The sequence below is a fragment of the Spirosoma profusum genome, from assembly GCF_014699005.1.
Classification (GTDB): domain Bacteria; phylum Bacteroidota; class Bacteroidia; order Cytophagales; family Spirosomataceae; genus Spirosoma; species Spirosoma profusum.
Map to the genome: position 1 here is coordinate 24,301 of NZ_JACWZY010000045.1, position 21,584 is coordinate 45,884.

Annotated in this window: 17 protein-coding genes; 7 read left to right on the plus strand and 10 right to left on the minus strand. The window is 46.7% G+C overall.

Annotation, left to right across the window (positions count from 1 at the left end):
• Window positions 1-2: 2 nt before the first annotated feature.
• The 4 genes from IC229_RS31155 to panC form a co-directional block, all read right to left on the minus strand.
• Window positions 3-1,979, minus strand: a complete 1,977-nt coding sequence (locus IC229_RS31155) for a fibronectin type III domain-containing protein (RefSeq protein WP_190892262.1) — start codon at window positions 1,977-1,979, stop codon at window positions 3-5.
• 131 nt (window positions 1,980-2,110) lie between these two features.
• The gene (locus IC229_RS31160; RefSeq protein ID WP_190892263.1) at window positions 2,111-2,464 is read right to left on the minus strand and encodes a DUF5615 family PIN-like protein; all 354 of its coding nucleotides are present in this window, start codon (window positions 2,462-2,464) and stop codon (window positions 2,111-2,113) included.
• On the minus strand, window positions 2,461-2,682 hold the full coding sequence (locus tag IC229_RS31165) for a DUF433 domain-containing protein (RefSeq protein ID WP_190892264.1): 222 nt from the start codon (window positions 2,680-2,682) through the stop codon (window positions 2,461-2,463). The genes IC229_RS31160 and IC229_RS31165 overlap by 4 nt, the downstream gene beginning before the upstream one ends.
• Before the next feature lie 22 nt (window positions 2,683-2,704).
• Complete coding sequence (gene panC, locus IC229_RS31170) at window positions 2,705-3,544, minus strand: pantoate--beta-alanine ligase (RefSeq protein WP_190892265.1); 840 nt, start codon at window positions 3,542-3,544, stop codon at window positions 2,705-2,707.
• Window positions 3,545-3,681: 137 nt separating this feature from the next.
• Here panC and IC229_RS31175 point away from each other — a divergent pair, with 137 nt between their 5' ends.
• The 3 genes from IC229_RS31175 to IC229_RS31185 all read left to right on the plus strand — a co-directional run bounded on the left by IC229_RS31175 (window position 3,682) and on the right by IC229_RS31185 (window position 8,065).
• On the plus strand, window positions 3,682-4,485 hold the full coding sequence (locus tag IC229_RS31175) for a glycogen/starch synthase (protein WP_190892266.1): 804 nt from the start codon (window positions 3,682-3,684) through the stop codon (window positions 4,483-4,485).
• A gap of 288 nt (window positions 4,486-4,773) precedes the next feature.
• Window positions 4,774-6,627 (plus strand): glutamine--fructose-6-phosphate transaminase (isomerizing), encoded by a 1,854-nt coding sequence (gene glmS, locus IC229_RS31180; RefSeq protein WP_190892267.1) that lies wholly within the window; start codon window positions 4,774-4,776, stop codon window positions 6,625-6,627.
• A 229-nt stretch (window positions 6,628-6,856) separates the two neighbouring features.
• Window positions 6,857-8,065: an MFS transporter gene (locus IC229_RS31185; protein WP_190892268.1), complete on the plus strand. Its 1,209-nt coding sequence runs from the start codon at window positions 6,857-6,859 to the stop codon at window positions 8,063-8,065.
• 230 nt (window positions 8,066-8,295) lie between these two features.
• Here IC229_RS31185 and IC229_RS31190 read toward each other — a convergent pair whose 3' ends face one another.
• From IC229_RS31190 to IC229_RS31205, 4 genes are all read right to left on the minus strand, one after another.
• Entirely contained in the window at window positions 8,296-9,804 is a 1,509-nt protein-coding gene (locus IC229_RS31190) for a PQQ-dependent sugar dehydrogenase (protein ID WP_190892269.1), read from the minus strand.
• Between the two features lie 104 nt (window positions 9,805-9,908).
• Entirely contained in the window at window positions 9,909-10,967 is a 1,059-nt protein-coding gene (locus tag IC229_RS31195; RefSeq protein WP_190892271.1) for a helix-turn-helix domain-containing protein, read from the minus strand.
• Between the two features lie 193 nt (window positions 10,968-11,160).
• Complete coding sequence (locus IC229_RS31200) at window positions 11,161-12,723, minus strand: carboxylesterase/lipase family protein (protein WP_190892272.1); 1,563 nt, start codon at window positions 12,721-12,723, stop codon at window positions 11,161-11,163.
• A gap of 177 nt (window positions 12,724-12,900) precedes the next feature.
• The gene (locus tag IC229_RS31205; protein WP_190892274.1) at window positions 12,901-13,527 is read right to left on the minus strand and encodes a DUF5597 domain-containing protein; all 627 of its coding nucleotides are present in this window, start codon (window positions 13,525-13,527) and stop codon (window positions 12,901-12,903) included.
• Between the two features lie 142 nt (window positions 13,528-13,669).
• Here IC229_RS31205 and IC229_RS31210 point away from each other — a divergent pair, with 142 nt between their 5' ends.
• Window positions 13,670-13,852, plus strand: a complete 183-nt coding sequence (locus tag IC229_RS31210; RefSeq protein ID WP_190892276.1) for a hypothetical protein — start codon at window positions 13,670-13,672, stop codon at window positions 13,850-13,852.
• Window positions 13,853-13,963: 111 nt separating this feature from the next.
• On the opposite strand, the gene IC229_RS31215 is transcribed toward IC229_RS31210, so the two are convergent.
• Window positions 13,964-17,956 (minus strand): ATP-binding protein, encoded by a 3,993-nt coding sequence (locus tag IC229_RS31215; RefSeq protein ID WP_394355992.1) that lies wholly within the window; start codon window positions 17,954-17,956, stop codon window positions 13,964-13,966.
• 494 nt (window positions 17,957-18,450) lie between these two features.
• Between IC229_RS31215 and IC229_RS35965 the strand changes: the two genes are divergently transcribed.
• A complete protein-coding gene (locus tag IC229_RS35965) occupies window positions 18,451-19,155 on the plus strand; it encodes an FG-GAP repeat protein (RefSeq protein WP_317171672.1) in 705 nt (234 codons plus the stop codon).
• Window positions 19,156-19,308: 153 nt separating this feature from the next.
• Window positions 19,309-20,208, plus strand: coding sequence for a hypothetical protein (locus IC229_RS31225; protein ID WP_190892279.1), 900 nt, complete (start codon window positions 19,309-19,311; stop codon window positions 20,206-20,208).
• 782 nt (window positions 20,209-20,990) lie between these two features.
• Here IC229_RS31225 and IC229_RS36330 read toward each other — a convergent pair.
• On the minus strand, window positions 20,991-21,203 hold the full coding sequence (locus IC229_RS36330; RefSeq protein WP_449451366.1) for an ISAon1 family transposase N-terminal region protein: 213 nt from the start codon (window positions 21,201-21,203) through the stop codon (window positions 20,991-20,993).
• Between the two features lie 190 nt (window positions 21,204-21,393).
• Between IC229_RS36330 and IC229_RS35525 the strand changes: the two genes are divergently transcribed.
• A partial coding sequence (locus tag IC229_RS35525) for a hypothetical protein (RefSeq protein WP_223834299.1) occupies window positions 21,394-21,584 on the plus strand: 191 nt, incomplete at its 3' end.

Sequence of the window (21,584 nt, forward strand, 5' to 3'; positions counted from 1 at the left end):
CATTAGTGGATTTTCAATTGGGCAGTACTATCAATAGTTAACTTACCTCCTGGTGAATACTGAATAATACGGGCTTTACCACTTGTACCGCTGAGTACTGTAACAGCATGATGAATTTCAACCAGATCCATTTCTGTCGGAACACGATTGACAGACCAGATGGATGGATCTGTCCAGACTCCCGCTTTGATAGTAACGACAGAAGGTGCCAAGCCGGTTGTGAATGAGTTAATTTCCGAAAAGTCTGATTGATTAGTATCGTGACATAATGTCTGAACTCGCCACTCATAATTTGTTTCCGGAAGTAACTTATTCAGTTTATACATACCAACAGCCGTTGTGGTAGCACTTTGTGGCCATCCTTCAGTACCAGAAGGCCGCCATTGTATTTTGTAATTAGTGTTATTATCGAACGCTTTCCATTGAATCTGTGCAGATGTTGAAGAAACCCCAGTTGTACTCAGATAATGGACTGGATAACAATAGGCAATAAATAAGTTATCACTTGAGTAGCTTCCCGGTCGATCATTGCAGATTCGCTGTACTTGCCAGTAATGGATACCAGGTTGCAGTGAATTTATATCGTAGTAAGCATTACTTGTCGGTTGGCCCTCTGTCCAGGTGTTAATTTCTTCTCTACGCCAACGCACTCTATATTGTGCATCTGGACCAAGATAAGACCACATGACCCGAGCCGACGAACTTGTAGAATAATCAGTAAAACAATTACCGGGTGGAGCGCAGGTTGTTGTAAATGAGCGCGGTTCCGTATACGAGGAACTACTATTAGCAGAGCAGACAGTCATTATTCGCCACTCATATTCTTCTCCCGGAGTAAGCCCATTAAATAGATGAGTTAATATGCCAAAGCTCTGCATAAGCTGATCGGGCAAGGTCTGCCAGGCGTTATTAGCCGGATTTTTCGATCGCCATTGTACACGATAACTAATACCGTATACTGCTCTCCAATAAATTTCGGCACTTGTGGGCTGAATCTGGAACTCACCCATAAAGTCTACCTTTCCACAAATAGCTGTAAACGTGCGTGGTGCTGTGAAAGAGGACTTGCTTTCAGAACTACAAATTGACTGCACTCCCCATTCATAAACAGCATTTGGGGTTAAATTATCAAGAATATAAGAGCCAGTAGCTTGGCCACCCCCTTGGTTGGGGTTTGGTGCGGGTAAATTTTCAATAACTGTCCACGTCGGAGAGCCAACTAATCGCCAATGTAGATCAACTATCTGGTCGTAATTAACTAACCAGGCTAACTGAATCTGTGTATTAACGAGATCATATTCCTTTACACTAAGCGGTAAGGGACAATTTGTTGTTCTAAAGAAATAACTGGTTGAATAATCAGAAACATTGCCATCAGAACACCGGGTCTTTAATTGAAATTCGTACGATGTTTCGGGGGCTAAGTCCGTAAACTCATAAGATGTTGTTGCTAGAGTAAAATTATTCGGCCAGGTTTGAGCGCCTACAGGACGCCACCGGATTTCATAAATAACTTCAGGGCCGTAGTTACCCCACAAGGCCAACGCAGAGGTCCACTTTACTTCATAAACGTCAATTGATAACGGAGATTGACACATTGTCGTGAATGTGACGCTACTTGAGTAACCTGTGGGTTGGTTATCGCATAGAGTTTGTACCTGCGCTTCATAAGTTACTCCGTTCGTTAGTGCCGTAAGTTTAGTATGTGGATTAGGTGTGATAGGCTCTTCAATCCAGTCCGCATATCCAAGTGACCGGTAGCGTACTCGGTAGCGAATCATTGAGCCAATTACGATAGTCCAATTTAGGTAATAGGTTGTTGACGTACCATATGAAGCCTGAAAGTTTTGGGGTATATCACAATTGGCAGTTACAACTTGAGTAGTCAAAGATGAATCTTTGGGTATTGTCAAAGCTAAACTACTCTCGGTTGATAAAATTAATAGTGTAAGTAAAGTATGAAGTAAGAAAATTTTCATATAAAATATACTAGTCAGGATTCACTGTTAAATCCAGCCCAGTAAAATATAAATTTTTAAATAAATGATACTATTTAGGTGAAAATTCCCCTCAAAACACCAGATTATCAATCAGTCTCGCTTAGCTGTTTCTAAAACCAAACTTTCATAAACAGTTGATTAAGCTCAATAACGTTCGCCGTTTCCAATTCCTGGAGAAGTTGATTGATGGAGATTCTGAATAAATCAAGTAAAGGACGATTACGTAAATTACCTGTAGTCAGGTAGATAAGTTTATATGGCTGTTGTTTGATAAGATATGTATTCAGAAAATCAACATCTTTGGTGATAACAATCCGTTCCTCCGTCATACTACGTTCGCAGATATACCCATCCAGAATGCGTGTATTCGTTTGCAAAGCAGAAACATGAACGGCATCATGTCCCTTCATCTGTAGCCACTCGGCTAACAAATAAGGAAGCTGTTCATCGATCAGGAACTTCACGCGGCCAAAGGATATGATTTGAAATGGGCCAACTGAACAGCGTAATCAAGGCAGCCTTTAATATCGTCGACTTCAAGATTTGGGTAATCCATTAGCAATTCATCCCAGGTCGCCCCACCCGCCAGCAACTCAAGTACGGTTGTGACCAGTAATCGCGAGCCACGGATTGTTGGCTTACCATGACAAATTGCGGGATCTATAGTGATTCTTGGACTCATACTTTATTTTCATCAAAATTACTCAAAACACCAGATTATCAATCAGTCTTACCTTTCCCAGGTGAGCAGCCAAACAAATGGCGGTTTGACCTGGGGCCAGCATTTCCTGAGCCGAGTGTAACGTATCAGCATTCACTACGTCGACATACTCAAGTCGAAACTCCAGGCGGCTAGTAAAAAAGTTTATGACGGCAGCTTTGGCCTGTACTACGTCCTGTCCTTCTAACAATAAATCGCGCGCCATTGTCAACGCCTGAAACAGGGCCGGTGCTTGTTGTCGCTCGTCGGGTGTGAGGTTGCGGTTCCGTGACGACATCGCCAGTCCGTCATCTTCACGTAGCGTTGGGCAACGTATCAATTCAACCTGAAAGCTCAAATCCTGAACCAGTCGACGTATCACGGCTACCTGCTGCAAATCCTTTTGACCGAAATAAGCCCGGTCAGGTTGTATAATATTGAATAGTTTGGATACCACGATGCCAACTCCATTGAAATGTCCGGGACGGAAAGCGCCTTCGAGTACGGTTTCCAGCTCACCAAAATGGATACGTAGCAAGGGCGGCTGCGGATACATCTCTTCTACCGATGGCGCAAATACTACGTCGCAACCGGCTAGTTCAAGCTTCTGGCAGTCTTCTTCCAGCGTGCGGGGGTAGCGGGCCAGATCGTCGGGATTGTTAAATTGGACGGGGTTTACGAATATACTGCTCACCACTACGTCGTTTTCGCGACGGGCCGCTTCAACCAGTGCCAGGTGGCCTTCGTGCAGGGCACCCATCGTTGGTACGAAACCGATAGTTTGCTCTGCACGTAGCGTGTGCAGGTACTGGCGAACGGCGTCTATTTTGTCGAACCGGTTCATAACGTTCCTATTTTTTGCGGGTGCAATGATACGCGATTCGTCTATTTTTTACGGGAAAATGTATTGAAATATGGGAAAAATTTGTTTAATTTTGCAAGTTTTTCGGTTCTCTTAAGCATCACACGCTTCTCCTTCTTATGAGCAAATTACGTATCCTTTACGTCGCAAGTGAAATCAATCCTTTTTTGAAAACGTCTGATGTTGCTGACTTTGTCCGTAAGTTACCGCAGGCCATGCAGGAGCGGGGAATGGAAATCCGGATTCTGGTACCGCGCTTCGGCTTGATTAACGAGCGCAAAAATCGATTGCACGAAGTAGTGAGGCTGTCGGGTATCAATATTGCCGTCGGCGACGATGAAAAGCCCCTGATTATTAAGGTGGCATCTATTCCAACGGCGAAATTACAGGTGTATTTTATTGACAACGAGGATTATTTCCAGCGCAAATACGTCTTCCACGACAAAGAAAATCGCTTCTACGAAGACAACGACGAGCGGGCTATTTTCTTCTGCAAGGGTGTACTGGAAACCGTTAAAAAGCTAGGTTGGGCGCCCGACATCGTTCACTGCAACGACTGGATGACGTCGCTGATTCCGCTTTATCTGAAAACGACGTACAAAAACGACCCGATGTTTAAAGACACCAAGTCGGTTTTCACGGTTTACAACAACTCATTTGAGCACCGTTTTGAAGGCGACATTATTGAGAAGGCCCGGATGATGGACATCGACGATGAAATGCTGGCCGAACTAAAAACCGCGGATTTCAACGGTTTTATTCGGATTGGATCAGCTTATGCCGATGCCGTAGTACGTGCCGAAGAAGAATCGAGCGAAAGCCTGAACGCCATTCTGAACGACCTGCCAGAGCATAAGTTCGATGGTGAAGATGAGGACGTAACGAATCGGTATTACAACCTGTACACACAGTTGGCTGGATAGTACTTCTAACTGAAACAGTTGGATACAACGTATCGTTTTTTAAAATCGAGTTGCAAAAAGCCGGAATCTCCGGCTTTTTGCGTTTACTTTACCTCCAGACAGCTACTGCTACGTTGACTAAGCAGGAAGCCGTTTAATGTTAGTAAACAAGTTCAAAATGAGCGCTTTGTCATGCTGACGCAGGAAGCATCTTAAGGCTTCCTGCGTCAGCATGACAAAAACGGCTCCTGAAAGTTATTTCGAACAGGTTTTAGATTAATAAAATAATTACTTAATAGACAGCATATTATGTGCGGTATTGTGGCTTACGTTGGGCATCGGGAAGCGTGTCCATTAGTGATAAAGGGATTGAAACGGCTCGAATACCGGGGTTACGATAGTGCTGGAGTAGCACTGATGAACGGGCATGGGCTGAAAATTTATAAGAAAAAGGGAAAGGTTGCCGCTCTGGAGCACGAACTGGATGGGAAAGAAACGCATGCGACCATTGGTATGGGGCACACACGATGGGCTACACACGGTGAGCCAAACGATGTAAATGCGCACCCACATTACTCATTTCACCGCAAGCTGGCCATTATTCACAACGGAATTATCGAGAACTATGCTGCTATCAAGCAGGCGCTGCTTAAAAAAGGGCATACGTTTAGCAGCGATACGGATACTGAAGTTCTAGGGCAGTTTATCGAGGATATTTGGGAACACCAAGCCGGGGCATCGAATGCCGGTACGTTGGAAGACGCTGTTCGACTGGCGTTGCAGGAAGTAGTTGGTGCGTACGCTATCGTAATTATGAACGAAGCCGACCCAACCCAACTGATTGCGGCACGTAAAGGCTCGCCATTGGTGATTGGTGTGGGCGAAAACGAGTTTTTTCTAGCCTCCGACGCTACACCCATCGTTGAATATACCAAAGACGTCATTTACCTGAACGATTACGAAATCGCAGTCATTAAGGACGGTACGTTAAAAGTTGTTACGCTCGACAATACGACCACGACGCCCTACGTCCACAAAATTGAACTGGAACTGGAAGCCATCGAAAAAGGCGGTTTCGACCATTTCATGCTGAAGGAAATCTTCGAACAACCGCGCTCCATCGCCGATTCCATGCGGGGCCGCGTGCAGGCCGATGATGCTACGTTGCAACTAGGTGGTCTGCGTGATTATCTGGATAAACTGGCCAAATCGAAACGTATCGTCATTATCGGCTGTGGTACGTCGTGGCACGCGGGGCTGGTGGCGGAGTATATCTTTGAAGAACTGGCCCGAATTCCGGTTGAGGTTGAGTACGCGTCTGAATTTCGCTACCGGAATCCGATTATTAAGGAAGGCGATATTGTAATTGCCATTTCACAATCGGGCGAAACGGCTGATACGTTGGCAGCTATCGAACTGGCGAAGTCGAAAGGGGCTACCATTTTCGGTGTTTGCAACGTAGTGGGTTCGTCTATCGCACGCGCCACCGACGCAGGTGCATACACACACGCGGGCCCCGAAATCGGAGTTGCCAGCACGAAAGCATTTACGGCGCAGGTAACCGTGCTGACGCTGATGGCTCTGGCTGCTGCCAAGCGAAAAGGTACTATTTCGGATTCGTTGTTTCGGCAGTTACTGGCTGAGTTGGAAAGCATTCCGGCAAAAGTTGAAAAAGTGCTTCAGGCGGCCGATAAGATCAAGGAAATCGCGTACATCTTCACCTACGCCCGTAATTTCATTTATCTGGGTCGGGGGCTCAACTTCCCCGTTGCGCTGGAAGGAGCGCTGAAACTGAAAGAAATCAGCTACATCCATGCTGAAGGTTATCCGGCTGCCGAAATGAAACACGGCCCCATCGCCCTCATCGATGAAGACATGCCGGTAGTCGTAATTGCGACTAAAGATTCGTCTTACGAAAAAATCGTCTCGAACATCCAGGAGGTAAAAGCCCGCAAAGGCCGCGTTATTGCCATTACCACCGAAGGCGATACGCATCTGCCGGGGATAGTCGATTTCACCATCGAAATTCCGAAAGTCCATGAAGTGCTGGTTCCATTAGTGTCGGTTGTGCCCCTTCAGCTACTTGCCTACGATATCGCCGTGATGCGCGGACGTAACGTCGATCAACCCCGCAATCTGGCGAAGTCGGTTACGGTGGAGTAATACCAACTTAGAATAGCTTCTACAGAACTCTATGGATACGTATCAGGCTTCTTCGGTTCGGATGAAAGTTGGTTTTTATAAATCTAACCTGATACCCAGACATTTACTCATACGAATGATCTCCAGCAGGCGCTTTTCTAAGCATTGAATAACGAAATGCTGAAAAAGTCCTGATTGATGAAACCGAATTTTAAGCCATTATTTTTTGGCTTAAACATCAGATGATAGGATGAATAAATCGATTAGTCAGTTACTACCGGGCGTTTCCAGACAAACCCAGGGAACCGTTTACCCAATTCTGATAGCCACTAGTATTGCCCATTTACTCAATGATATGATGCAAGCCGTCATTGCGGCAATTTATCCTCTATTAAAAGCGGATTTTCACCTGAGTTTTTCCCAGATTGGTTTAGTCACCCTAACGTATCAGTTAACTGCTTCTTTGTTACAACCCTTCGTTGGCCTCTACACAGATAAACACCCCAAACCTTTCTCCATTGCCGCTGGCATGGGCTTTTCCTTCATGGGAGTGATGCTCTTAGCTTGGGCCTGGTCGTTCGGCTGGGTTCTACTGGCCGTCAGCCTGATTGGAATTGGCTCCTCCATTTTTCACCCTGAGTCGTCCCGGATTGCCTATTTGTCATCCGGAGGAAAACGAGGACTTGCTCAATCGGTTTTCCAATTGGGGGGCAACAGCGGTAGCGCTTTGGGGCCCTTACTGGCGGCCCTGATCGTTGTACCTCTGGGCCAGCATGGACTCATGTGGTTCACCCTGGCAGCAGTACTAGGTGGGGTTTTAGCGCTGGCCATCGGCAAATGGTATCAGCAGGCAGCTTTGCCCAGGACGCTCAATTTAGGCTCGTCGATTCATCCGCTGGCAGGTCGCAATCAGGTCATTTTTGCGCTGGTGATTCTGCTGATACTAATCTTCTCTAAGTTTGTTTATCTGGCTGGCATGAGCAGTTATTATACGTTCTTTCTGATGGACAAATTTGGTCTGAGCGTACAGGATGCACAGATTCGCCTGTTTATTTTTTTAGCCGCGGTTGCACTTGGTACCGTAGCGGGCGGCCCATTAGGGGATCGGTTTGGTCGTAAGTATATTATCTGGATTTCGATATTGGGAGCCGCCCCGTTCACTCTACTGCTTCCTTATGCAAACCTGTTTTGGACAACAATGCTGTCGATTTGTATCGGCCTGATAATCTCGTCGGCCTTTTCGGCCATTGTGGTTTATGCGCAAGAGTTAGTTCCGGGCAAAGTAGGCTTAATTGCAGGGTTGTTTTTTGGCTTATCGTTTGGAATGGGGGGCTTGGGTTCGGCCTTACTGGGCAAACTAGCCGACCACACCAGTGTCAGCTATGTATTTCATCTTTGCGCCTTTCTACCCTTGATCGGGATTATCACCAGTTTTTTACCGAAGCTCAAAAACACGTAACGAACGTGAGTAATGTTCAAGTGAATGTATTGCTGATGCAAGGAGCTTCGAAGCGATTCAACTCAACTAATTCGTTTACAATGCATTGCTGCCGCATGGGGCTTCGACAGGCTCAGCCTGACAGGTAAGCTTGAGTCAACAAATTAAGTGACTTGTCAGGCTGAGCCTGTCGAAGCCCCATGCGGCAGCAATATGTTGGTTAATTCATTATTCACGCTAAATTATAGATCTCAAAAAGACGTATTTTTAAGTCTGATCAGTTTCCCGTTCAGTTCATCAGAAAGTAGGTACAATTTTCCAGCAGGGCTTTGCACCACTTTACGTATCCTTACCCGGCTATCAGTAAAAAGCTCCTCAACGCTTTTTATTTGTTCGCCGTCAACCACCATACGCCACAAACTACCCCTGGACAATCCTCCGACAAGCAGGTTACGGTTCCACCCCCCAAATTCGCCACCTGAGTAGAAATGTAAACCGGTAGGCGCCACCGTTTGCAGCCAGTGCCAAACAGGATCTGTAAAATTCGTAGCCGGATCAGGTTGAGGAGCATAGTCCAGGTAACGGTATTTACCGGTTGTTTTTACCGGCCAGCCATAGTTGGCCCCGGCTTTCAACAGATTGATCTCGTCGCCCTGGTGCGTACCATGTTCACTAAACCATATGTTACCAGTATAGGAATCTAACGTAATACCTTGTGCGGCCCTGATACCCGTCGCATATAAGCCCGGCGTGGCTTTGGGGCCAAAATTAGGGTTATCACCAGGGATCGTTCCATCAGGATTGATACGGTAAATTTTCCCTCTCTTATCTTGTATATTCTGCGCTATCGGAATAGCGGGCTGATCTTTTTCCGTGAATAAACGTTCGCCAATCGTAACATACAGTTTGCCATCTTTTCCGAAAACCATCCCACCACCGTAATGATATCGCTCCGTCGTATAAGGCTCTGCTACAAATAACGGTTTAATGTGTTGTAACGAATTATTTTCAAGTACGGCCCGGATGATCTTCGTCGTTCTCAGGTTTCCTTTTTGGGCGGCATAAGAAACATAGATGAATTTATTGTTCTTGAAATCGGGATCAAGCAAAACCTCGAATCTGCCTGTATTATCGCCGAACCCGATCAGACTATCAGCCATATCGGAGGGAAATCCGCTAATCTTTGTTTTTGCTTTATTGAGTAAATTGATTCGCACCAGATCGCCATCTTTCTCCGATACCAGGGCTTCGTCTTCTGTTAGAAATGCAAGGCTCCACGGGCGCTTTAATCCCTCCATAATCGTTTCTTTCTCAGGGCGTATGGCGTTGATATCGAAGACTCTGTGAGCTATCCGGGTTGAAACTTTGTCGGCGATTACCCAGCCTTCATTGGTCTTCATCAGATTGAAGTAGTCGGTAAACAAGTCCCGCTCCGTACTGATTTCTACTTTTGCACTTCCCATATTACCCGTAATATCAACCGACACAATACGGGTACTGAGGTTTTTGGGCCTTGCGTGTGGTTTAAACAGGCTGAGATACTGATTGCGGGGATAGTCAATGAATTTTCCATCCCGGTAATTCTTCAGATGGCAGGAAGCATGCATCGCTTTACCCAGCTTCGTGGTATCGCCGGTTGCCCAGCCGTCGAAATACAATTGGATCGTATTTTCTATTAACTGCCTTTCGGTGGACGCGTCCTGTGAAAATGTAGGGATATAGCTGATTAACAACCCAATTAACAAAATCAGTCTTTTCATGAGAAATAGTTTAGCTGTCCGAAGTTGATGATACGTTCGGTTGGCCAAAACTATCTACTGCTCTGAAAATGAAAGTCGTATAAACCGTATTCAGTAGTACGGATTTATAAATCTGGAGTAACGGACTGTTGGTAAACGCTTGGCGTAGTGCCTTTGATCTTTTTGAACGTAGCAAAGAAAGTAGACTTGGAATTGAACCCTACTTCGTCACCTACCGCTTCTATAGTCAGGTTTGTTGTTTGAGACAGTATAGTGCAGGCTTCCTTGATCCGGTATTCGTTCACAAAAAGTGTAAAATTCTTTTCAATATTGTCATTCAATATACGGGATAGATAATGTCCGGAAACATTAATCTCCCGGGCAACGTCATTGACCTTAAGATTCGGATTTTTAAAAAGCTTTTCTTCAGTCATGATCTTCTGTAGTCTCCCAATAATTAGGTCAACGTCTTCTTGTCCAGGCTTTTTGTCTGCATATCTATTGGTAGGAGAAAAAAGGTCATTTGTTTTTTTACGATACAACAGTGTAAACATCACCAGGTATATAATCAGGGAAAACCAAAGTGCACCATTGATGTAACTGCCTTTGGTAATATTGAGAATCGCCCAGACATAAGACACGAATAGTATGGTGATGGCTCCGCAGATCGTCAGTACCCACGTTTCATTCGGTTTTATGGATTCGTGCTTGGTTATTTTTTTCAGAAGCGGGATCACTGAAACTATGGATAATGCCACATACACCCCCCAATGCAGGTAGATTAGCGGAATTATCACCCCCCTCCAACGTTGCGGATGATCCGCATAAGGATAGATTATTCCCACCGATACGATAACAATACTCCACAGAAAAAGCTGCCAGAGCCAGGAGCTGGATAATTTCCGGATCTGGCTTGTTTCTGCCTTTATAAAAAAATACAGAAATGGCCCTATGAAAAAGCAGGCGGTGAGACCGATCTGCAAATAGATTTTTGGCAAACTGTAATCAAAAAAATAAGCAACTGATTTGCCAACCCTGATACTGACTACTAGCAGCAGCATAGCTAACAGATAGCCTGACAAATGTTTTTTAGTTGTAAAAAAGAAAAAATAAATACTCAGCATGAAGCCATTGAAGGCCCCAAGGCAGCTAAAAAAGAACAGAGCTTTGTCACTGAAGTTCATAATAAATTATTGGGCTGGTCACATCTTTCCCTGACAGAAAGAACACTCAGCATGACCCTGTAAATTTAGTTATGTAGCCTAATAAAATCCTTCCTAAAGTGATGAAAGGACGGTCGTTGATTAATTGCTTGATTGACCAGGGAGGGGCACAACTGCTACGTAGACGCGGGCGTTTTCCGAACGGTTAGAGTCCTTACAGTAATGATCCCGAAGGTATATCCTGGAGCATGATACGTTCAGCTTTGTGGGGATCTTTGATCGCTTTACTCTGCGGCAGGTCAAAGATCATTGTTGTCCGCTCAGACAGGGTGTAAGACGGCCAGACAAGCCCCTTCTGACTGGGATTTCCAGTTCGGGCGAAAGCTGCCCAGGCACCACTTAGCTGTTTGGAGAGCAACTCAGCCTGAGAATAACGTACCAGTCGCATGGTCAAGGGCAAATCGGCCGTGTGAAACGAGCGAATCTTGCCATCGACCAGTGGCGTATTCCATTGAAAATAGTACAGAAATACAGGCGATTTGGCACCAGCCAGTTGACGTTCGGCCTGTTTAACAGCGTTCCAGCGCGCTCCCCGGTCCGTCGAGATGCGGAAATATAAATCACTAGGGTTTTCTTTGGGATACTCTTTTTGGTATAAAGCGATCAACGTATCAACCCGTTCCTGAGGCACGTTTACCTTCAGCAAGGCTGATCGTAATCCCGTATTGTCCAGGCTAAAAAGCGATTCATTTTGCAGGGAAAATAACGACGATTCATCTTTATCGTTACCAATCAGCAGGGGTATATTTGCCGCTAATGCGGGCGCAACCGGGTCCCAGGTTTGCTTTGGCAAGGAATGACTATCCACCACAGGACCAACTTCCGCTAGTCCTTTTGGACCAGCTTTAAACAGGTCACTGGCTGGCACCTTAACCAAATCCTCAACTTTACTCAAACCGAGTTTGCGCATAAGGTCTCTGGCACTCCTGGTAGCGTCTTCTGCATTGGCCACTCGTATCAGACTACCACTTTGTATGGCCGCCTTATGAAAAAGTCCTTTTGCCGATGGCATCGCCAGCAAGGTCGAAATTTTAGCCCCGCCCCCCGATTCGCCAAAAATCATTACGTTCCCCGGATCTCCCCCAAATTGGGCGATGTTATCCCGTACCCATTCCAGAGCAGCTACTAAATCCAGTTGACCAGGGTTACCCACTACGTATTTCTCGCTCAGGCCACCCAGATACGTATAGCCAAATACGTTTAGCCGGTGATTGATGCCCACTAACACTACGTCCTGTTCTACTACGTGACGATTCGCAAATACAGTCAACACGCCGGAACCTCCGGAAAACCCACCGCCATGAATATATACCATTACCGGGCGTTTGCCCGTTAGAGCAGGCGTTGATACGTTCAAATTCAGGCAGTTTTCACTATTCGTTTCGCTGGCAATGCTGGCTGCATCCGACCGGCCTCCGCTGAAATACGCACCAATATCTTTCGAGGTAAAGATGTTGCCCGATCCTTGAAAACATCGGTGACCAGCTACGGTTGTGTCGAGTACGCCGGTCCATTTTTGAAGCTTGGCTGGCGGCAAAAACCGCGCATCTCCTTCCGTAATGCCGCCGTATGGAATGTTACGAAAAATGGCCACACCTTTGAAGAGGTATCCCCTAACTCTTCCATAGATGGTTTCCGCTTCCAGGGTTTCCGCTTGTGACCCGAACGTAGCAGGCAGCCACAAGCGAGAGCCCGCCAGTGATGTTTCACGTATCATCAGAGCAGGTATTGTAGAAAGCGTACCAAGAAGAAAGGAACGTCTGTCAAATGGCTTCATTACAGGAATAGTGGTTTAGACATAATAAGATTCAGTGTCATTATAAGCAGGCAGGAACGTAGTGCTCTGACAATCTATAGTATAAATTCGTGCCGGGTGATACGTAGTGTTATCCCGCTAGTAATGGTAAAACTTTATTCGAACAATGCTGTAGTTATCGCCGGCATTTTTTTGAAAACGTAGTGTTCCGGTCCGGTTGTTTTTAATGGCAAAGCTACCGATGCTTCCTCCACCCGTGCCTTCGTCTCCATTAAGTCGTCGGATAGTTATCCATTTGCCACCCACAAAGTTGCCTTCATCCATATAAGCGACATCCACGTGCGATTGCTGAGAATCATGTTTTACCGGCGTAAATGTGAGTTCATAGTCTTTGCCTACCGCCAGAAATTCGTCGGGGCCGATACCAAACACAAGCCCGCCCGCCAACGTAGCACCGGGAAATCGTCGGGGAACTACCAAATCCGCTTTCACGGTATAGCCGTTTAACGTAACAGTTTGCGACTTAGACGTTGTGTCAACAAAGATGCCCGCCATGGTGCCTTTGCCCTGGTATTGAAGAATCAAATCCTGCACCTGCGCTAATGCCGCAAAGGTTTTGGCAAATGGGTCCTGCTCCGCCGACGTAGCATCGATACCAAAGGGTGCTACGCCCATTGCATCGTGCTGACCATAAATCCAGAAGGTTAGATTGGCAGTTTCTACCCCTTGAGCTTTCTGGTAGTTTCTAGCACCACCTGAAGCCAAAATTTGGGGTTTAATGGCTTATTTGAGACAGAATTAACAATTTTTGAGATAAAATCAACACTGTATTTCCTGATGAATTCCGACTTTTGAAGGACTAAATGCACCCGTTATCAACGTATCTGATGACTAAATTCTAATATTAATGGCTGACAAGACTCAACCGTTTGATACCCTTCTGGAAAATTACGTCTTCATGGTTGCCACTCAGTATATTGACCAGGTAGATACCGAGTTGCAAACAAAGTTGGTAAAGTTGTTGATCGAGGTGGGGCGGGAGCCTCGCCAGGACGATCCTGCCAGTTCAGAAGTTATTCTCTACAAATGAAAGCTAGCTTTCTCGATTTTTCCTGTATTTCGTCAGCAAGCAAATTCGGAATCTGGGCGGAAAAGAAATACGGCTATGTTGGCTTTTTATTTGAGGTCTGGCAAGAACGTATTAATTTATTTGGTGACGCTGGCTCATGAACTCGGAAGGGGTGAGCTGGTATAGCTTACGAAAACACTGGGAGAAATAGGATGCATTCGAAAAACCAACTAAATAAGCCGTTGCCGTTATCGTTTGGCCCTGTCGTAAGTATTCTGTCGACCGCTTCAATCGGTAGTTTTGAATCAATTCACTAACTCCTAAACCCGATATCGCTTCAAGCTTACGATACAGGCTAGCCCGACTCATGCCGATCTCACGAGACAGTTGGTTAATCCCAAATTCTGAATCGTCAAGATGTTCATTCAGAATGCTATAAAATTGGATCAGGAAGGAGTCGGATTGGGCCAGCTCGTGATCCGATAGAATCTTATCTGGCTCAGCTAGACTTTGCCGTACCCAGTCGCGCAACTGGCGCCTGCTATCAAGCAAATTCCGAATTCGAAGCTGAAGCTCGGCCAGATGGAAAGGCTTCGTAATGTAATCATCGGCCCCGAGCCTTAGCCCGTTCACCCGATTTTCCAGCGTACTTTTTGCCGTCAGTAAAACCACGGGTATATGGCTGGTGTGGGGGTCCGTCTTCAGCTTCTCGCAGAGTGTGTACCCATCCATAACAGGCATCAGTACGTCACTAAGAACCAAATCGGGTATGCGCTCAATCGCTATTTCGAGCCCCTGTGCGCCGTCGCTTGCCCGAACAACCTGGTACCAGGTGGGTAAACTCTGGATAATAAATTCGGCCAGATCAGTATTATCTTCCACCAGCAGGATGAGTGGAGATTCGGCAGTTGGTTGCGACGTATCAAGTTGTTGGCTCCCCTGATTGTCGTCAATAGGCTTTGGTACCACTTCCTCACGGAAGGCCAGTTGATATGGAAGCCGAACTGTAAAGGTCGTTCCTACGCCAGGCTCGCTATCGACCGAAACGGTACCAGCCTGTACTTCGACGAGTTCTTTTACCAGGGCCAGACCGATACCAGTTCCTTCCTGCGAACGGGTTGGGGAGTCATCAGCCTGATAGAAGCGATTGAAAATAAAGGGTAATTGTTCAGCAGCAATACCAATCCCAGTATCAGCCACTATGATCTGTACGAAACCGTCAGTTGCTTCCTGTAACGTAACAGTCACACGATCATCCGCTCGACTAAACTTTATCGCATTGGATACCAGATTATAGATGATACGTTCCAGCTTAGCCCGATCAAACAAAAAATCGCCCGTGAGCTGCGGCTGATAGCTTAGTCTAATACGTAACCGTTCGGCCTCTTCCCCAAACGAACGTACTGTCTCATCGATAAACTCGCTCAAATTACCGACCGACTTCTGAACCGGCATGGCGTTCGCTTCCAGTTTCGATAGATCGAGCAGTTGGTTAATGAGTTCCAGGAGCTGATAGGCGTTACGTTCGATAACGCCTAGTCGTCGCTGATCGTCGGTGTCGACGTATTTTTGTTTTAACTGCTGAGCAGGCGTTAAAATCAGCGCCAACGGGGTTCTGAACTCGTGCGTTACGTTCGAGAAAAAACGGGTTTTCATCTCATCAATCCTCCGCAACTGCTGCGTCTCCCGTTCCTGAAAAGCCAGATTTTGTTGCTGGAGAGCAATTCTCTGCTGTAAGCGTAATCGGTTGGTGTACGAACGTAGTACTACGTAGGCTATGCCAAAAACGATGAATCCGTATAGGGTATACGCCCACCAGGTTGCCCAGAAAGGCGGATGTATACGTACTGACAAGGTACGTATGTGCGGGCTCCATTGGCCTGACGTATTGGTTGCATTAAGCTTAAGAACGTAATGGCCGGGACTTAGATTCGTATAGATGGCTTGTGGCTGACTCGTCTCAACCCATTGGTCGGTAAGCCCTTCTAACTGATATCGAAATCGGTTCTTTTCGGGTTTGTTATACTGTGCTACCGCGAATTGAACCGTTAAGAAATTTTGGTTATAAGGCAGATCTAGCTTTTGTAAAACCTGTACAGGCTGGTAAGGTACGGTAGCTGAATCACCAGGACTGCTCAGCGACAGTGGGTGGTTATTAATCTGAATCTGAGTGATTTCAACGGTAGGTGAGAACGTATCATCGTGAATCTGGCGTGGTGAAAAAGCCGTGATACCTTCCAGCCCTCCCATATAAATTTGTTCGTCAACTGTTCCGCGACGTGGCAGGTGCAAAAAATGAAAGCGATTGAACTCGTCGGCCAGTAACCCATCCTCATGGGTGTAGGTGCGCAACTGAAATGTTTTCCGATGCATACGTACCAGCCCTTTGTTGGTTCCCATCCAGAGATACCCTTGTTGATCAGGAATGGCGGAGTAAATTACATCATTGGGAAGCCCATCAGCTTCCGTAAAACGCCGACATTGGCCGGTACGTTTGTCAAAGGCGCAGAGTCCTCCACCAAACGTACCTATCCATAAGCGATTAGGGTCGGTCGGATCGGCTGACAAACAATATATATGATTACTGCTAATCGACGCCGGATCAGCAACCACATGGGTAAATCGCCGATGCTCTCCCGTCCGTCGGTCAACCCGAACCAACCCCTTGCCTAAACTAGCTATCCAGAGCGCCTGCTGATCGACGACCAGGTCTAGTTGAACGCTCAAATCGGGCATATGTATCTTATGCGCAAACGGAACCCATTTATTCGTCTCTGGCTGGTAATGCCAGGCTAACGAATCATGTGACACCCATACCTGCCCGGCTGGATCGGTAGCCATTGGATAAGGGCTAGACCATTTCGGCCTCACTGGTGCTGGAATGGACGTTAACTGGCCACTGACTAGGTCTAGCCGTTGAAAGGGTTCACTTGATACGTTAAACCAGAATTTATGTTGTTGATCGACAGTGTACCGAAAGTCATAACTAGTGCGATTAGTGAGGTAGGATTGTGGCAGGGGCTGCTGAACACCTAACCAACGCCGAAGCAAATCAACATGGAAGGAAACCTGATAAGGTTCCGTTTGAAAAGGGTTCCCTCTCAAATCATACGTTTGGATACCTCCTCCATTGGTCCCTACCCAAAGTACATCTGAGCGATCCAACCACAAACTTCGTCCCTCCTCTGTACGAGAGTTCGTAGTAGGAGTGCTAAGTAACCGAGGGCCTTCCCTGGTGGTGTATTGATACAATCGGCCTTCTCGCAGAAAATAGATTACGCCTTTGCTATCGACCGTGAAATGCATTTGATTCCATATGTACTGCAATCGGGGAAGGGGATACCGCTGCGTTTGGCCAGTGAGCGGATTGAGCCGGATCAAATGCTTGCTGGTGCCAATCAGAAACTGCCCATCCGGAGTTCGGTAGAAGCCGTTTAAGTCGTCATGAGGGACCGGAAAAGTAGGTACCACAAAACGCTGCTGTGCTTCATCAAAATAGGTAAGCCCTAGCCTAGTAGCGACCCAGCAACGACCCTGGTTATCTTCGGCAAAACCGATTCCCTCGTTATCGGGCAACCCATCAGGTTGATCTTTCTGATGACGATAAAGCTGACCCCGACCAGTGCGTGCATTATAAAAGCCTACTCCCTGATCAACGAGAGCAATCCAGAGTCGATCCTGTCGGTCCAGCCAGATAGTCCCAGGTTGCTGGAATACTTTTTTATAGGCAGGTAGTTGCGAGACGTTGGTAAACGTTTCGGTACGTGGGTCAAATCGATCCAGATCCCCTCGTTCGCTCACAATCCAGATCATACCGTGACGGTCCAGGACCAGTCTGATTAAGCCGGGAAAGGAAAGCGATGGTTTGCCGGTAGATGATGGTCTGAAAATTCGAAATGTCCGGCCGTCATATCGGCAAAGCCCGTCGCGGGAAGCGATCCACATAAACCCCTGCTGATCCTGAACGATGCCTGTTATATAAGCCTGTGGTAACCCTTGCCGATCATTAATTACCCTGGGTGGGGGTAACGAAGAAGACTGGGCTAAGGAAGAATTACCAGGTAGGTTTAAACACCAGCTTAATACTAGAAAAAGACAGTACTGTGATTTGTTATACAGGCCCATACCAGGTCTGATTATGTTGAGCAATTAAAAAGAGAAATTAACTAGATGTAACCGACTAGCTGACCTTAAATGTACAATCAAACCGGTAAAATCATTAACAAATTATAGAGTCATACGTGACAAGGCATATTCAAAAAAACGACTTTTCGGCCTCCAATGGCTTATCTGGGAAAGTATGACAGTTTTTGAGACGGGATAGACAGTACTCTACTTGACAAGTTCAGACCTTTAGCGGGCAAAGACAATATATTTTCATTTTTTCTAAAAAATAAACTATTGCGATTCTATTTTAATAAAAAATCAACTTTATAGTCAGTAAGTCTAAAATGAACCTATCACGATGTCGCCTGATGTCGCTTCCTGTATCACCAAGACAACTAGCAATGAGCATGCCAGTTAGGAGTACTAATTCGCTGAGTTAAAAATTCGGTTAAACCATTAATTATTCATTGATAAAGCACCTTTCTACTCAATCCCTAAGGCCATACCTGCTTGTGTGTAGCCTGCTGCTGACGACCATTAGCCTACCCGATACTGCCCAAAACTGGAATCAGATTATTAATGCGGCTGCATCCGGCCCAGCAACGGGTGACCAATTTGGCCACAGCGTATCGATTTCGGGGAATTATGCTATCGTAGGGGCCTTTCGGAAAAACGATAATACCGCTTATGTCTTTATTCGCTCAGGGGAGAATTGGGTCCAGCAAGCTAAACTCACCGCATCCGACGGGGCCAGTGGCGAATACTTTGGAACCAGCGTATCGATTTCGGGGGACTATGCCATTGTGGGAGCTCCTGATAAAAATACCAATACGGGTGCAGCCTATGTGTTTGGCAACTGTACTACTGGCATAACCGGACAACCCGTTGCCAGCTCAGCGGTGTGTGCGTGCACCACCGTCACCGCTTACGTCAGTACGACGGGTACCTTCGGCAGCTACCAGTGGTATAAAGGCACCACCCCAGTGGCGAGTCAGACGGCCGCTACCCTGTCGATTCCCTCAACTATCACGGCCGACGCCGGTATCTGCTCGGTGGTAGTGACGGGCGGAGTATGTAGCTACACCAGTACCATCTTTACCCTGACGGTAAACCAACAGCCGACTGCCACTATCCTTACCCCAGCCAGCACGGCACTCACCTGTAGCACGCCGAGTATAAGCCTGACGGCTACCGGTGGGGACGTATCGCTGGGATAATAACACTACGGATGCGGTGCGTAGCGTTACGGCTTCCGGTACTTACTCGGTGACGGTAACTTCCCCCAATGGCTGTACGGCGGTTGATTCTCAGGTCATCAATAGAATACTACTCCTCCCACGGCCAACATTCTTGTCCCGGCTAGTGCTACGTTGACCGCACTGAATTTGACAGCTACGGGTGGAGGAACGTATCGCTGGGATAATAACTCCACCAACGCCGTATGTAGCGTCACCAACTCAGGTACGTATTCAGTAGCAGTAACCTCGACTAATGGCTGCACTGTCGCGGCTTCGATTCAGGTCTTTCAGGATAATTCATTACCCTCGGTCAGTATCAGTCCGTCGAGTGCTACGTTGAGTTGTACGACCTCTTCAGTGAGTTTGAGTGCAATAGGTAGTGGTACGTTTGTCTGGAGCACCGGGGCTACTACGTCCTCGATTTCAGCCACGGTTGCAGAACCGTATTCCGTAACATTAACGGGAGGAAATGGCTGCAAGGCTACGGCCCCCGCCCAAGTCACGCAGGATAACTTGGTGCCTTCGGTGAGTATTAGTGCCGCACCGTCGCTGACGATTGCATACGGGCAGAGTGCTACGCTTACGGCCAGTGGTGCCACTACGTACCTTTGGTCTACGGGAGAAAGTACTACGTCGATTGTTGTGAATACCGCTGGTCCGTATTCCGTGACGGGTACGACGGGCAACTGCTCGGCTCAGGGGGCTATCGCCTGTTACGAGTATAACTGGTTAGCAGCTTGTAGTACGCCTGCGCGGCAGGATGTATCCGAAGCCGGTATGGGTTTGCAGGTGAAGGTGCTGGGTAATCCAGTAACGGGTCCAGAGGTGGACCTCGAAATCAGTGGTATTACAGGTCAGTTGGTAGTCGTGCAGTTGGTGGATCTACAAGGTCACCCGTTAGCGGAAAAACGAATCGAGCGGGCGGGTGAGACGGAGCACCTTCGTTTGCTGGTTGATCGATGGGCGGGTGTACTTCTGCTGGAAGTGCGCACAGCGGCAGAACGTCAGGTAATTCGACTAGTACAAAAATAGGGTTCAGGTACCCTCCTGTAACTCACAATGACAGCTAGATCAGAGATGGTCTGGCTGTTTTGCTTTCAATCAAATCGGCTCTACACCTGTTCTTACGTATTCTCAAAATGGCTTTGTTGCAGGGCAATAGAAGCTTTATATAGTTCCTTCTAAATTGGGTCGTTTAAAAACTGCTAGCATATTAACTCAATTATTAACTCTAATATGCCCGCATGGAATTAATACAGAGTCAAAGTGAGGCACTATACTAATTTTATAAAAAAGATCATGTTCTTTTAAGACAAGACCTATTCGTACGGGGCTGCTCCAAGGCGTCGTTTTCCGCTTCCAGAGCCTCCTGCGATAGTTGACGCGCATCTCTTGAACAGCCACCAATGCTAATTGGTGCACATGGAACCGGTCGGTAAATTGGGTAGCCTGGGAATAACATTTTTTGCGATCAGGGCCATATTACCCACCATATCTAGGGTAATCTCCGTGAATTTTTGCGAAGCTTTTGGGGAATCCTACGCAGAATAACAATGATTGTCTGGGCCTTGGTACCAGCCATAATAGCCACGATACTCCATTTTCAGCCTTTATTAGTCAGAATCTTATACAACTCTCCATTAGACAGGAAGGTCTAATAAATCGACAACTGTGGACCTAAATTATGAGGATAGATCAGCCATTGTGCAGTATGCAACTTTTGATCCCAATCGGCAAATCCACTTTGAAAATCACGGTATTGACGCAATGATGCTCAGCCATCAACCCAATAAAACCCGCCGATAGATCGGATACTAGTCGGGTTGGTATCGACTAATGTCATTTAAAAAAGCGGGGAACTTATTGATTAGCCGCGTCCCGTTTCCTACTTCTGCCCAGTCTCGATACACGACTTTTCCAGTTTTGGTATTGAGCCACCGACGGCTTCTGATATGCAGGAAAATCCGATGGCCACGGATGGGAAAGTCCTGGGTGATGATCGTGGTGAAAAAGCCTTTGAAGAGCAGGTTTTCCGTTCCAGGTCATGTTGGTCGACATTTTTTTACTCGATATGCATCTGGAAGACACCATCCGCGGTTGATGGAGATCAATTCGAAATTCTCTAGAATAAACTCGGGCAATAGAAACTGAACGAGGAGTAAGATACTCCCCAAAACAAACTAGCCTTTGGTGAAACCACAAACCTAGAAAAATGCAATGCCCTCCACAACTTTTGGTATTGATCCCAAAATCTCGCTTCTCTACTCAGTTGCCCGGCTCATAAAGCAGAAAAGGTCGTTGATACACATCAACGACCTTGTTTCTACTTCAAGATCAACGGTGGCACCTACCTACTCTCCCACCTTTGACAGCAGTACCATCGGCAGTACGGGGCTTAACGGCTCTGT

Coding starts and splice junctions, on each gene's coding strand:
- IC229_RS31155 (WP_190892262.1), bottom strand. CDS start 1,979: ATGAAAATTTTCTTACTTCATACTTTACTTACACTATTAATTTTATCA.
- IC229_RS31165 (WP_190892264.1), bottom strand. CDS start 2,682: ATGAGTCCAAGAATCACTATAGATCCCGCAATTTGTCATGGTAAGCCA.
- panC (WP_190892265.1), bottom strand. CDS start 3,544: ATGAACCGGTTCGACAAAATAGACGCCGTTCGCCAGTACCTGCACACG.
- IC229_RS31175 (WP_190892266.1), top strand. CDS start 3,682: ATGAGCAAATTACGTATCCTTTACGTCGCAAGTGAAATCAATCCTTTT.
- glmS (WP_190892267.1), top strand. CDS start 4,774: ATGTGCGGTATTGTGGCTTACGTTGGGCATCGGGAAGCGTGTCCATTA.
- IC229_RS31185 (WP_190892268.1), top strand. CDS start 6,857: ATGAATAAATCGATTAGTCAGTTACTACCGGGCGTTTCCAGACAAACC.
- IC229_RS31190 (WP_190892269.1), bottom strand. CDS start 9,804: ATGAAAAGACTGATTTTGTTAATTGGGTTGTTAATCAGCTATATCCCT.
- IC229_RS31195 (WP_190892271.1), bottom strand. CDS start 10,967: ATGAACTTCAGTGACAAAGCTCTGTTCTTTTTTAGCTGCCTTGGGGCC.
- IC229_RS31200 (WP_190892272.1), bottom strand. CDS start 12,723: ATGATACGTGAAACATCACTGGCGGGCTCTCGCTTGTGGCTGCCTGCT.
- IC229_RS31210 (WP_190892276.1), top strand. CDS start 13,670: ATGGCTGACAAGACTCAACCGTTTGATACCCTTCTGGAAAATTACGTC.
- IC229_RS31215 (WP_394355992.1), bottom strand. CDS start 17,956: ATGGGCCTGTATAACAAATCACAGTACTGTCTTTTTCTAGTATTAAGC.